At 69.4% G+C, this 13,478-nt stretch carries 9 protein-coding genes and 1 pseudogene; 8 read left to right on the top strand and 2 right to left on the bottom strand.

Going from position 1 to position 13,478, the window contains the following annotated elements; translation table 11 throughout:
* Nucleotides 1-45 precede the first annotated feature (45 nt).
* On the bottom strand, nucleotides 46-1,500 hold the full coding sequence (locus AAD027_RS01070) for a GGDEF domain-containing protein (RefSeq protein WP_341724164.1): 1,455 nt from the start codon (nucleotides 1,498-1,500) through the stop codon (nucleotides 46-48).
* Nucleotides 1,501-1,983: 483 nt separating this feature from the next.
* On the opposite strand from AAD027_RS01070, the gene AAD027_RS01065 reads away from it, so the two are divergent.
* Nucleotides 1,984-3,294, top strand: a complete 1,311-nt coding sequence (locus tag AAD027_RS01065; protein WP_341724163.1) for a dipeptidase — start codon at nucleotides 1,984-1,986, stop codon at nucleotides 3,292-3,294.
* 320 nt (nucleotides 3,295-3,614) lie between these two features.
* Here the strand turns inward: AAD027_RS01065 and AAD027_RS01060 are convergent, their stop codons facing one another.
* Nucleotides 3,615-4,547 (bottom strand): carbohydrate kinase family protein, encoded by a 933-nt coding sequence (locus tag AAD027_RS01060; protein ID WP_341724162.1) that lies wholly within the window; start codon nucleotides 4,545-4,547, stop codon nucleotides 3,615-3,617.
* 325 nt (nucleotides 4,548-4,872) lie between these two features.
* On the opposite strand from AAD027_RS01060, the gene AAD027_RS01055 reads away from it, so the two are divergent.
* From AAD027_RS01055 to AAD027_RS01025, 7 genes and pseudogenes are all read left to right on the top strand, one after another.
* Entirely contained in the window at nucleotides 4,873-5,919 is a 1,047-nt protein-coding gene (locus tag AAD027_RS01055) for a rod shape-determining protein (protein WP_341724161.1), read from the top strand.
* A gap of 130 nt (nucleotides 5,920-6,049) precedes the next feature.
* A complete protein-coding gene (gene mreC, locus AAD027_RS01050; RefSeq protein WP_341724160.1) occupies nucleotides 6,050-7,300 on the top strand; it encodes a rod shape-determining protein MreC in 1,251 nt (416 codons plus the stop codon).
* Nucleotides 7,297-7,782 carry a rod shape-determining protein MreD gene (gene mreD / locus AAD027_RS01045; RefSeq protein ID WP_341724159.1) on the top strand — a complete coding sequence of 162 codons (486 nt, stop codon included), beginning with the start codon at nucleotides 7,297-7,299 and terminating at the stop codon, nucleotides 7,780-7,782. Before mreC ends, mreD begins: the two co-directional genes overlap by 4 nt.
* 6 nt (nucleotides 7,783-7,788) lie before the next feature.
* Nucleotides 7,789-9,624 (top strand): annotated as a pseudogene (mrdA, locus tag AAD027_RS01040) (penicillin-binding protein 2); the annotation flags it as partial.
* Nucleotides 9,625-9,810: 186 nt separating this feature from the next.
* Nucleotides 9,811-10,929, top strand: coding sequence for a rod shape-determining protein RodA (gene rodA / locus AAD027_RS01035; protein WP_341724158.1), 1,119 nt, complete (start codon nucleotides 9,811-9,813; stop codon nucleotides 10,927-10,929).
* Between the two features lie 147 nt (nucleotides 10,930-11,076).
* Nucleotides 11,077-12,228 (top strand): lytic murein transglycosylase B, encoded by a 1,152-nt coding sequence (mltB, locus tag AAD027_RS01030; protein WP_341724157.1) that lies wholly within the window; start codon nucleotides 11,077-11,079, stop codon nucleotides 12,226-12,228.
* A complete protein-coding gene (locus AAD027_RS01025) occupies nucleotides 12,225-13,421 on the top strand; it encodes a septal ring lytic transglycosylase RlpA family protein (RefSeq protein WP_341724156.1) in 1,197 nt (398 codons plus the stop codon). Before mltB ends, AAD027_RS01025 begins: the two co-directional genes overlap by 4 nt.
* Nucleotides 13,422-13,478 lie beyond the last annotated feature (57 nt).

Raw genomic sequence — 13,478 nt, 5'->3', positions numbered from 1 at the left:
AGCATGATGCCGTGAAGACTCTGCGATGGTGCGCCGGGGCGCACCCTACGGGTCTGCGGTTGCGACCCGGTTGCGTCCCATCGCCTTGGCGCGATAAAGCGCGTTGTCCGCGCGGTTCAGCAACGTTTCCAGCCTGGCTTCGTTTTCGCCGGCCAGCACCGCCAGCCCCACGCTGACGGTGATGTCCAGTACGCGCCCATCGTCCAGCGGGATCGGTTCGCTGGCGACCTGGCACAGGCGTTCGGCCACGGCGCTGGCGGCGGACGCATCGCGGCCCGGCATCAGCACGGCGAATTCCTCGCCGCCGAATCGGCCGAGCAGGTCGTCGTCGCGCAACTGCGCGCGCACGCGCTGCACGAAGGCGGTCAGCACCGCGTCGCCCGCCGCATGGCCGTGCCGGTCGTTGACCGACTTGAAATGGTCGATGTCCAGCATCATCGCCACCACCGTGCCCTGCGACCGCGCGGCCTGTTCCAGGATGCCGCGGCCGCGTCGCAGGAAGGCGCTGCGACTCAACGCACCGGTCAATGCGTCGTGGTTGGCGGCGTGGTTGAGCGCGGCCAACAATTGGTTGCGCGCCGCGTTCACGCCGGCCACGGTCAGCGGCGCCACCGCCAGCAGTGCCATGCCCATCCGCAGCGAAATGACGGACAGCCCGCCGCCATCCTGGAGCTGCAGGTCGATCGCGCCATTGGCGATCGCGATCAATGTCCACACGCACAGCAGCAGGGTCACCAGTGCGGTGGTGAACAGTCGGTAGGCCAGCGCGCACCACAGCAGCGCCGGCACCGGGAACGCGATCGCACCGGGTCCCCCGATCAACACGCCCAGCAGGATGGCCAGCGCCAGCGCGGCCAGCGGCAGCGCCAGGCTGGGCGTATGCCGCACGCGCGCCAGGTACTGGCGGAATTCGCGCGCGAACGCGGGCAACGACGGGGCCAGCAGCACCACCGGCAGGATCGCCACGTAGCTGACCAGTTCGGCGGAAAACCAGATGCCGATGGCCTTGGGCAGGTCCATGTGCACCAGCATGTGCGCGGTCACGCTGCCGACCACCGTGGCCGCCGCCGCCGCCACGAACGAGACCACCAGCACCCACAGCATGGACAGCGGATGCTGCAGACGACGGTCCTCGAGGCGGATGCGGCGGAACATCAGGTAGCCGGCCACCACGCCCGCCAGGTTGGCCGCGGTCAGGCGCAGGGTGGTGGGCAGGCTGCTGCCGGTCAGCAGGTCGGCCGCCACGTAACCCAGCGCGGCGGCGGCCCAGCCGGCCGGCGACGCCAGCGCGGGACGGCGGGCGAACAGGCCCAGCAGCAGCGCATTGGTCGGCCAGAACGCGGCCAGCTGATGTTCGGGACGGCTCAGGATGCCCAGGCCGCTGGCCAGGAAAACCACGACGGCGACCAGGACGGCATTGAACACAAGGCGGTGGGGCTGGACATCGGAGGGCGCGCGGACGGCCTGCTCCTGCGTGCTGGGTTCCTGCTGCCCGACCATGCTGCCCCTGCCTGCTGCCGACTGCGTGGGACGCGCGGTAACCGCTGGCTTCCCCCTGGCGCCTACCTTACGCCAGTTCCAAGGCCCGGAGACAAGTCGCGTGGGTGATCCCGGGATCGGGGATGCTGCGGGCACCGGGCGGGTCCGGCCTGCCGTGCGGTCGGAGTGGGTGGCCGGACTGCTGCCTGGACTGCTCGTTGACGTATCGAGGTCGAGGCGCCGGTTCTGCTTGCCGGGGGACTTGATCTTCAGCGCACCTGCCGCGCAGGCATCGGCCGGTGGGACCTGGCGGCCTGGCTGGAGCAGGAGAGGAGGCGCAGCGCCATCCGGCTCCTCCGGTCCAGGCAGGGCTTGGGAGACAAGTCGTGCCGTAGCGTTACCAGGTCATTACCAATCGTTGTTATGTGCGATGGGTGCGGCGTCCTAGATTCGTCCACGAACCCCCGTCGCTTCGACGGTATATCGATTCGTGGAGAAGACATCGTGAGCGAAACGGAAACCGTGCCTGTGCGCGCAGGCAGGAAACGCGGCAAGGGGCTTGTCGTCGCCGCAGTGGTCGTCGTCGCGCTGGCGGCCGGGGCGTTCTACTACTACAAGGGCCGAAGCGCCGGTGCGGGCAATGATGAAGGCGGCGCACCGGGCGCGGCGGCAACGGACGCGCGCGCCATCCACGATGCGGTGCTGGTGCTGGACAGCCATGTGGATGTCCTGCTACCGGAGACCCCGAAGCGCTATTACGCGCCCGATGGCGGTTCCCGCGCCAGCCTGGAGCAACTGGTCGAAGGCGGCGTCGATGCGGTGGTGCTGTCGATCGCGGTCGGACCCGGCCCCGAGACCCCGGAGGGCGATGCCGCCGCGCGCAAGGAAGCCGACGACAAGCTTGCCGCGATCCAGGGATTCATCGCCGGCAGCGACGGCAAGGTGGAGCTGGCGCGCAGCGCCGACGATGTCGAGCGCATCCACAAGGACGGCAAGGTCGCGGTGCTGCTGGGGTTCCAGAACGCCCGCATCCTCGGCACCGACCTGGCCGCATTCGACAGGTACCATGAAGCCGGCGTGCGCGTGGCCGCGTTGAACCACGCCGGACACAACGCGTTCTCCGACTCCTCGCGTCCTTCCGACCCGGCCCAGGTCGAACGCCACCAGGGCCTGTCCGGCCTCGGCAAGCAGGCGGTGCGGCGCTTCAACGACCTGGGCGTGCTGATCGACGTGTCGCAGCTGTCCACGGCCGCGCTGTCGCTGACGCTGGCGCTGACCCGCGCGCCGGTGGTGGCCACGCATTCGGATGCGCGCGCGCTGGTCGACAACACCCGTAACCTGAGCGATGCCGAACTGGACGCGATCAAGGCCAACGGCGGCGTGGTGCAGCTGACCCCGTTCAGCGCCTACCTGCGCAACCCGAGCGACGAAGAATTGGCCGCGGCGCGCAAGGTGCGCGTCGAACATGGCCTGTCCGCGGAGTTCAAGTCGCCGACCGACGGCTACGGCGACCTGCCGGAAGACAGGCGCGACGCGTTCCTGGATGCGCTGCGCGCGCAGGTGAAGCGGGCGACGCTGTCGGATTTCGTCGATCACATCGACTACGTGGCCAAGCGCATCGGCGTGGAGCACGTCGGCATCGGCAGCGACTTCGACCACGGCGCCGGCGTCGATGGCTTCGACGGCGAGAAGGATGCGCCCAGCGTCACCGCGGAACTGGTGAAGCGCGGCTATGCCCGGGAACAGATCGCGGCGATCTGGGGCGGCAACTTCCTGCGCGTGCTGCGCGCGGCGGAAGCGGCGAGGGAGAGGTAAGTCGGCGGCTACGCCGCCTGTTGGAAACTGTTCACGATCTCGAAAACGTGAGTTCGTCATTCCGGCGCAAGCCGGAATCCAGCGACTTTCATTGAGTCGACGCGAGCATTCCGAAGAGCTAAAGACACTGGGTTCCGGCTTGCGCCGGAATGACGGGTCTTTTTTCTCGAATACCGGCCGCGCCGTTCGAGATCGTGAACAGGTTCTTAGGAACAAGTCGCACGCCTGCGGCGCGCCGTCAGCAGGAGCAGGCTTTCACTGGCCCCTTGCAGGCGGCATAGCCGCCGACTGTCGCCCGCATGGCGGGCGACTTTCCCGCCTCACAGCGAATACCCGAACTGCTGCTTGAACTGCTCGTTGAACTCGTCGAAGTCGAAGCGCTGGTTCTGGGTACCCGGGTGCTCCACCTTCAGCGCACCCATCAGATTGCCCATGCGGCCGATGGTCAGCCAGTCGTAGCCCTTCTCGATGCCGAAGATCAGGCCGGCGCGGAAGGCGTCGCCGCAACCGGTCGGGTCGGTCACGCGGCGCTCGTGCGCCGGCGGGATGTCGAAGGTCTTGTCCGGCGTGTGGATCTGCGAGCCGTGCGGGCCGCGGGTGGTGATGTAGGCCTTCACCCGCTTGACGATGTCGGCCTCGCTCCAGCCGGTGCGTTCCTGCAGCAGGTTGGATTCGTAGTCGTTGACGGTCACGTAGTCCGCCAGTTCGATGAACTGGCGCAGTTCCTCGCCGTTGAAAAGCGGCATCGCCTGGCCAGGGTCGAAGATGAACGGGATGCCGGCGGCGGCGAACTCGGCCGCGTTCTGCAGCATGCCCTCGCGCCCGTCCGGGCTGACGATGCCGAAGGTCACGCCCGGCACGTCCTTCACGTGGTTCTCGTAGCTGCGCATCATCGCGCCCGGGTGGAATGCGGTGATCTGGTTGTTGTCGTGGTCGGTGGTGATGAACGCCTGCGGGGTGAACAGCTCGTCGATCACCTTCACCTGGCTCAGGTCGATGCCCTGCTCCACGAACCACTCTCGGTACGGGCCGAAGTCCTGGCCCACCGTGGCCATCGGGATCGGCTCGCCGCCCAGCAGCTTGAGATTGTAGGCGATGTTGCCGGCGCAGCCGCCGAACTCGCGGCGCATGCGTGGGACCAGGAAGGACACGTTCAGGATGTGCACCTTGTCCGGCAGGATGTGGTTCTTGAACTGGTCCGGGAACACCATGATGGTGTCGTAGGCAAGGGAACCACAGATCAGTGCGGACATCGGCAGGCTCGGCTGGAGGAGGGTGGGCCGTCCCGGGCCACCCGGGGAAACGGGACGAGCGCCGCATTCCCGGCGCGCCGGTGCGAAGGTTACCGGCTGCGACCGGCCCCGGCCAGTCTTGACCGGAGCGGCGTGCCGGCGGCCGCATTCTCCGCCGGTGCCGCCCGCGCCGCCGCAAGGCAAGGGCAGGCGCAACGAAAGGTCCGGGATTCACGCTATTTTTCCTTGCCCGCACCCAGGTGGGTTGTTAGGCTAGCCGACCCCTTTTTTGCCCAAAAAATCGCCACTTCCCGGCGATCCGCCACCAGCAGGAACCTTTCTCCCGATGTTCAAGAAGCTCCGCGGCATGTTCTCCAACGACCTGTCCATCGACCTGGGCACGGCCAATACCCTGATCTACGTGCGCGGGCAGGGCATCGTGTTGAACGAACCCTCGGTCGTGGCCGTGCGCCAGGACCGCGCCATCGGCGGCTCGCGCTCGGTCGCGGCGGTCGGCGCCGAGGCCAAGCAGATGCTGGGCCGCACCCCCGGCCACATCACCACCATCCGCCCGATGAAGGATGGCGTGATCGCCGACTTCACCTACACCGAGGCGATGCTGAAGTACTTCATCAAGAAGGTGCACAAGTCGCGCTTCCTGCGCCCTAGCCCGCGCGTGCTGGTGTGCGTGCCGGCCGGCTCCACCCAGGTGGAGCGCCGCGCGATCAAGGAATCGGCCGAGGAGGCCGGCGCCCGCGACGTCTACCTGATCGAGGAACCGATGGCCGCCGCCATCGGCGCCGGCATGCCGGTGACCGAGGCGCGCGGTTCCATGGTCATCGACATCGGCGGCGGCACCACCGAGGTGGCGGTGATCTCGCTGAACGGCATCGTCTACTCGCAGTCGGTCCGCATCGGCGGCGACCGCTTCGACGAGTCCATCACCAACTACGTGCGCCGCAACCACGGCATGCTGATCGGCGAGGCCACGGCCGAGCGGATCAAGCTGGAGATCGGCTGCGCCTACCCCCAGCCGGAAGTGCAGGAGATGGAGATCTCCGGCCGCAATCTGGCCGAGGGCGTGCCGAAGATGATCAAGATCAACTCCAACGAAGTGCTGGAGGCCCTGCACGAGCCGCTGTCCGGCATCGTCAGCGCGGTCAAGCTGGCGCTGGAGCAGACCCCGCCGGAACTGTGCGCCGACGTCGCCGAGCGCGGCATCGTGCTGACCGGCGGCGGCGCCCTGCTGCGCGACCTGGACCGCCTGATCTCCGAGGAGACCGGCCTGCACGTGCAGGTGGCCGACGACCCGCTGACCTGCGTGGCTCGCGGCGGCGGCCGCGCGCTGGAACTGGTGGACATGCACGGCAACGAGTTCTTCGCGCCCGAATGATGCGGAGCCGTGATTCGGGAGTCGTGATTCGGGATTCGTTCAAAGCGGCCCGGGTCATCTCCCTTCACGTGACGGATCGCAGCCCGGCTGTTGCGAATCCCCCATCGCGAATCCCGAATCCCGAACACTGATGCCTTCCTACGTCGGTCCTCCCGTCGCCTCACGCCCCGGTGAAGTCGCCAGCACGCTGCGCCTGCTGGGGTACCTGGCGCTGACGATCGCGCTGCTGGTGCTGGACCACCGCGGCGGCTGGCTGTCGCAGGTGCGGGCGCAGGCCAACGTGGCGACCCAGCCGCTGTGGTGGCTGGCCGGCCTGCCCGGCCGCCTCACCACCCGCGTGCAGGACGATGCGGCGACGCGCAGCGGCCTGATCGAGGAGAACCGCAGGCTGCGCAACGACCTGCTGGTGGCCAATGCGCGGCTGGCGCGCCTGCAGGCCGCCGCCGCCGACAATGCGCAGCTGCGCGAACTGCTGGGGGTCAAGTTCACCCGCGGGCTGGACGTGCAACTGGCGCCCATCCTGGACATCGACCTGGAGCCCGGACGCCAGCGGCTGGTGCTGGATGCCGGCAGCAGCGACGGCGTGCGCGTCGAACAGACGGTGATCGACGCGGGCGGGCTGATGGGCCAGATCATCGGGACCACGCCGGCGCATTCCACCGTGCTGCTGCTGACCGACCCGGACCACGCGGTGCCGGTGATGGTCGCGCGCAACGGCGTGCGCCTGATCGTCTACGGGCGCGGCCGCAGCGACTTGCTGGAACTGGCCGACGTGCCGCTCAACAGTGGCGTGGAGGTGGGCGACGTGCTGGTGACCTCGGGTCTGGGCGGGCGCTTCCCGGCCGGCTTCCCGGTCGGCACGATCTCCGCGCTGCGGCCCGACGACAGCCATGCCTTCCTGGTCGGCGACGTGACCCCGGCCGCACGGCTGGATCGCGGTCGCGACGTGCTGTTGCTGAAGTCCGCGCCGCCGCCGGTGCTGCCGCCGCCGGACCCGTCGCGCTTCCTGCCGGAAGGTGACGCCGCTCCCGGTGCCGTCCCGGAGGCGGCCGATCCGGATGGAGCACCACCTGCCGGTGGCGGTGTCGCTCAAAGCCCCTCTCCCGCTGGGGAGAGGCAAGGTGCTGGCGAAGCACTGCTTCGCACCTTGCCGAGCGCCGGCGCGTCCAACGCGCCGGCAGGGGTGCGGGTTGGGGAGAGGGTACGGGACGGCCGTGATGGCGCCGCTCGCCAGACAGAAGCGGCGCGTGCGCCGACTTCTTCGCAAGCACAAGGCATGGCTGACGCACCAACCCTCACCCCAACCCCTCTCCCGGCGGGAGAGGGGCTCAACACCGGCGTTGCACCGTCTGGGCCGCCCCTGCAGGAGCCGCAACGATGAGCCGCGCGCGTTCGGGCTGGCTGCTGCCGGTGAGCATCGTCATGGCCCTGCTGCTGGGCCTGCTGCCGCTGCCGGGCCTGCTGCAACCGCTGCGGCCCTATTGGCTCGCGCTGGTGGTCGCGTACTGGGTGATCGAGGCGCCGGACAGCGCCGGGCTGGGCTTCGCCGTGATCGTCGGCCTGGTCGCCGACCTGATGTTCGGCACGCTGCTGGGCGAACAGGCGCTGCGACTGGTCATCATGGCCTTCATCCTGCAACGCTTCCGTGCGCGCCTGCGCTTCTTCCCGTTGTCGCAGCAGGCGCTGGCCATCGGCGGCCTGCTGGTCAACGACCGCATCGTGACCACCGCGGTGCATCTGGCGTTGGGCGAACCCACGCTGCCGTGGCAGTACTGGTGGGCGCCGTTGCTGGGCATGTTGCTGTGGCCGCCGTTGTTCCTGCTGATGGACGCGCTGCGGCAGGGCCGGGGCAGGCGTGGCTGAGCCGTGATCGCACCGCGCCGCCGCAGCAAGAACCCCCACGCGGAAGCCGAACAGTTCCGCCGCCGCGCGGTGCTGGGTTTCGTGGTGGTGGCGGCCTGCCTGGTCGGCCTGGCGGGCTGGTACTTCAAGCTGCAGGTGGTGGACCACGACGAATACGCCACGCGCTCGGAAGCCAACCGCGTGCGCCCGCGCCCGGTGGTGCCGGGCCGCGGCACCATCTACGACCGCAACGGCAAGCTGCTGGCCGAGAACGTGCCGGCCTTCCGCCTGGACGTCACTCCGGACAAGGTGAAGGACACGGCCCGGCTGATCGCCGACCTGAGCCGGATCATCGAACTGTCGCCGGAGGACATCGAGCGTTTCGAGGCCACCCGCAAGGCCACTCGCGGTTTCCGCCCGATCACGCTGAAGCTGCGCGTCAACGAGGAGGAGATGGCGCGCTTCGCGGTGGACCGCTGGCGCTACCCGGGCGTGGAACTGGTGCCGTACCTGACCCGGCGCTACCCCTATGGCGACCTGTTCGCGCACATCGTCGGCTACGTCGGCCGGGTGGACGAAAAGGACCTGGAGACGCTGGGCGAGATCAACGCCGCGCTGACCCACATGGGCAAGACCGGGCTGGAGCGCTATTACGACGAGCAACTGCGCGGCCGGATCGGCTACGAGAAGGTAGAGACCAACGTGGAGGGCCGCGCGCTGCGCGTGCTCGGCCGCGTGCCGGCGCAGGCCGGCACCGACCTGCAACTGAGCGTGGACGCGGACTTGCAGCAGGCCATCGTGCACGCGTTCGGCGAACTGGAAGGCGCGGCGATCGCGATGGATCCGCGCACCGGCGAAATCCTGGCCATGGTCAGCCTGCCCAGCTACGACCCCAACCTGTTCGTCAACGGCATCTCCAGCAAGGATTTCAGGGCGCTCAACGAAAATCCCTCGCGCCCGCAGTTCAACCGGCTGGTGCTGGGCGGCGTGGCGCCGGGGTCCACGCTGAAGCCGCTGATCGCGCTGGCCGGCCTGGACAGCGGCAAGCGCACGCCCGAGGACAAGGTGCTGTCCACCGGCATGTTCTACTTGCCCGGCACCAGCCGCGGCTGGGGCGACGCCAGCCGTCGCGGCCATGGCTGGACCGACCTGCGCAAATCGATCTCCCAGTCGGTCAACACGTACTACTACCGACTGGCACTGGACATGGGCATCGAGCAGTTCGACCAGTACATGCAGCGCTACGGTTTCGGCGAACCCACCGGCATCGACCTGCGCGGCGAGATCGGCGGCATCCTGCCGTCGCCGCAGGCCAAGCTGAAGGCGCGCAAGGAGCGCTGGTATCCCGGCGACACCGTCAACGCCGCGATCGGCCAGGGCGACTGGAAGGTCACGCCGCTGCAACTGGTGCGCGCCACCGCGGGACTGGCCAGCGGCGAACTGCGCCGCCCGCACCTGGTCAGCCGGATGCGGGTGGGTTTCGACCAGCCCTGGGAACCGTTGCCACAGCCCGCGCCCACGCCGATCAGCCCCAACCCCGCCAACGTCCAGGTGGTGCGCGAAGGCATGATGGGCACCATGCAGCCCGGTGGCACCGGCTGGCGCGTGGCGGCCGGCGCGCCGTACCTGATGGCCGGCAAGACCGGCACCGCCCAGGTGGTCAGCCGGCGCGGCACCGCCGCCGTCGACCCGCGCAGCCTGCCCATGCACCTGCGCCACCGCGCGCTGTTCATCGGCTTCGCGCCGGCCGACAACCCGACCATCGCCCTGGCCATCGCGGTGGAGGGCGGCGGCTACGGCGGCAGCACCGCCGCGCCGATCGCGCGCAAGATCTTCGATGCCTACCTGCTGGGGGAGATGCCGGAAGTGGAAGCAGGGAACGGGGAACGGGGAACGGGGAATGAAATATCTCCGGCCCCCGCGACCACGCCGGCCGACCAGGCTGCAGGTACCGCGCCATCGCCCCAGGCAGGGATTCAAAGCCCCTCTCCCGCCGGGAGAGGGGCCTGATCCGGCTTCATTCCCCACTCCCCATTCCCGTCTCCCGTCATGAGCGACCTCCTGCGCTGGGCGTTCGACCTGCTGCGGCACTTGCTGCGCACGCTGGACTGGCCGCTGCTGCTGGCGCTGTCGGCGTTGATGGGCATCGGGCTGGCGGTGCTGTACAGCGCGGGCGGCGAGGCGCAGGGCTCGCGCCTGATGCTGGCGCAGGGCGCGCGCTTCGCCGTGGGCCTGGCGGCGATGTGGGGCCTGTCGCGCGTGTCGCCGGTGCGGCTGCGCGGATGGACGCCGGGCGTGTTCATGGTGTCGCTGCTGCCGCTGGCGCTGGTGCTGTTCATCGGCACCGGCAGGCACGGCGCGCACTGGATCGACCTCAAGCTGTTCTACCTGCAGCCTTCCGAGCTGATGAAGATCAGCCTGCCGATGATGATGGCGTGGTACCTGCACCGCGAACCGCTGCCGCCCTCGATCCGCACGGTGCTGGTCGCCGGCGCGCTGGTCTGCGTGCCCACCGCGCTGATCCTGCTGCAGCCGGATTTCGGCACCGGCATGCTGGTGGCCGCCAGCGGCATCTTCGCGCTGCTGCTGGCGGGGCTGCCCTGGTGGTGGGTGGGCATCGGCGTGGGCAGCGTGGCGGCGGCGGCGCCGGTGGCGTGGATCTGGTTCCTGCGGCCGTACCAGAAGGACCGCATCCTGACCTTCCTCAACCCCGAGAACGATCCGCTGGGCACCGGCTGGAACATCATCCAGTCGAAGATCGCCATCGGCGGGGGCGGCCTGACCGGAAAGGGCTGGGGGCAGGGCTCGCAGTCGCACTTGAACTACCTGCCGGAGCACACCACCGACTTCATCTTCGCCGTGCTGAGCGAGGAGTTCGGCTGGGTCGGCGTGGCCGTGGTGCTGGCGCTGTACCTGTTCGTGGTGGGCCGCTGCCTGTGGATCGCGATGGATGCGCGCGACACCTATTCGCGACTGCTGGCCGGCACGCTGGGACTGTCGTTCTTCGTCTACGTCGTCGTCAACGGCGGCATGATCTCCGGCGTGCTGCCGGTGGTCGGCGTGCCGATGCCGCTGCTGAGTTACGGCGGCACGTCGGCGGTGTCGCTGCTGGCAGGCCTGGGCCTGGTGATGGCGGTGCGCGCGCATCGGCCGGTGCATGGGTATTGAAAGCCGGGATTGGAGAGTCGGGATTGGAGAGTCGGGATTGGAGAGTCGGGATTGGAGATTGGGAAAGGCGGGATTGCCTGCAACCGGTTCGAATCCCGACTCCCGACATTCACGCTTCAGCACTTTGCCCATGCTACCCTCGCGCCGATGATCCGACGCGCTCTTTTCTGCCTGTTCACGCTCGGTCTGGCGTCCTGCGCCACGCCGCAGTCCCCCGTCTCCGCGCAGGCGGCCGAGCCGTCGCCGGCCTCCGCCGAGGTGCCTGCCGCAAGCGCGTCGCCCGCCGAGACGTCGGTCGAACGCGTCGCCGAAGCACCGCCGCCGCCGCCGGTGGATTTCGCCACCGCGCGCGCGCAGTTCGTGCAGGACACCGCGGCCAGGTACGACATCGAACCCGCGCGGATCGAGGCCACGCTGGCCAAGGCGCAGTTCCTCGACAGCGTGGTGGCGGCGATGTCGCGTCCCGCCGAGCGGGTGAAGCCATGGAGCGAGTACCGCACCGGCTTCCTTACCCCCGCGCGCATCGAGGGCGGCAGGAAGTTCATGGCGCAGCACCGCGATGAGCTGGCGCGGGTGGAGCGGCAGTACGGCGTGCCGGCCGAAGTCATCGTGTCGATCATCGGCGTGGAAACCAGCTACGGCGGCTTCACCGGCCGGCACAAGGTGCTGGACGCGCTGTACACGCTGGCCTTCCGCTATCCGCGCAGCGGCGATCCCGAGCGCGCCGCCTACGAGCACCGCCGCGAGCAGTTCTTCCGCGACGAGCTGGCGCAGTTGTTCGCGCTGGGTCGCGAGGAGAACCTGGACATCGCCTCGCTGACCGGCAGCTACGCCGGCGCGATGGGGCTGGGCCAGTTCATGCCGTCCAGCTACCGCGAGTTCGCGGTGGACGGCGATGGCGATGGCCGCCGCGACCTGTTCAACAGCTACAGCGACGTGTTCGCGTCCATCGCCAACTACTTCCGCAAGAAGGGCGGCGAGCGCGGCGGCTGGGTGCCGGGCGGCCCGGTGGTGGCCCGCGCCGAACTGCAACCGGGCTTCGCCGAGTTCAATCCCGATACGTGGACGCCGGACTACACGCTGGCCGACCTGGCGCAGCGCGGCTATCGCCCGCTCGATCCCGTCGCGCCCGACGCCACCGCCACGCTCGTCTCGTTGGAAGGCAGCGCCGGCAAACAGTACTGGCTGGGCTTCCAGAACTACTACGCCATCACCCGCTACAACAATTCCAAGATGTACGCGATGGCGGTGCACCAGCTGTCCCAGGCCATCGCCGGCCGGGAGATTCCGTCGGCATGAGGTGGCTGGCGCTGCCCGTGCTGGCCGTCGCCCTGGCCGCCTGCAGCACGGCCCCGAAGAAGTCCACGCCCTCGGGCACGGCGCATCCCGGCAAGTCCGCCACGTCGCCGTCCACCGCGGCCGCTGGCAAGCCCTGCAAGACCTACGCGCCGGCGCAGGAGGACCTGTCCAAGCGCGGCAACTACACCGCCGGCGGACTGTACGCGCCGGGCGTACCCGACCGCACGCCGGACTACGTGCCGCAGGTGGACTGCATTCCCGAGCCGGTGGTGACCAACGAGCCGCGCTCGCCGGTGGGCAACAAGTCGCCGTACACCGTGCTGGGCAAGCGCTACCAGGTGCTGGAGCGCGTGGACGGCTACGTGGAACAGGGCACGGCATCGTATTACGGCAGCAAGTTCCATGGCCGCCGCACCTCCAACCAGGAGGTGTACGACATGTACGCCTTCACCGCCGCGCACAAGTCGCTGCCGTTGCCCAGCTTCGCCCGCGTCACCAACCTGGACAACGGCAAGTCGGTGGTGGTGCGCGTCAACGACCGCGGTCCGTTCCACGAAGGCCGTGTGATCGACCTGAGCTATGCCGCCGCGGTGAAGCTGGACATCACCCAGCGCGGCACCGGCCGTGTCGAAGTGCGAGCGCTGACGCCGGGCGAAACGGGCCTGGCGGCGGCTCCCGTGCCGACTGCGCCGGCATCGCCGCCCGCTTCGGCCATGGACCAGCTGGTCGGACAGCTGCCCGCGGGCACGGCGCCCGCCAGCGCGCGCTACCACGCCACCGCGACGGCCGGCAGCACGCCCAGCGCGGCGGGATTCGAAGCCTGGATGAAGGCCAATGGCGTGCGCGTAGCCACCGGCAAGCCGGCGACGTTGACGCCGGCGTCGGCGTCGGCGCCTGGCTCGGAGCCTGCAGCGGCCGCCGTGGCCGCACCGCCTTCCGCACCGTCGCAGCCGCCATCGCCGTCCACGGTGCAGTTGCAGGTGGCCAGTTTCTCCAGCCGCGACAACGCCGATCGCGCGCTGGCCCGGCTGACCGCCGCCGGCATCGCCGATGCGCGGCTCAGCGACATCGCCAGCAACGGTCGCACGCTGTGGCGCCTGCGCGTGGGAGCGCCGGACCCGGCCACCGCCGAGGTGCTGGCCGGCCGCATCGCCGGACTGGGCTTCGACCGCCCGCAACTGGTGCGGGAATAGTCGCCGGTTCCCGGCAGACCGGAGAACGCGAGGCCAGCAGCTCCGCCAACAACCAGC

This window comes from Pseudoxanthomonas putridarboris, assembly GCF_038321125.1.
GTDB lineage: Bacteria > Pseudomonadota > Gammaproteobacteria > Xanthomonadales > Xanthomonadaceae > Pseudoxanthomonas_A > Pseudoxanthomonas_A putridarboris.
Note: the sequence above shows the minus strand (reverse complement) of the source record. Positions and strands in the feature narration are given on the sequence as shown.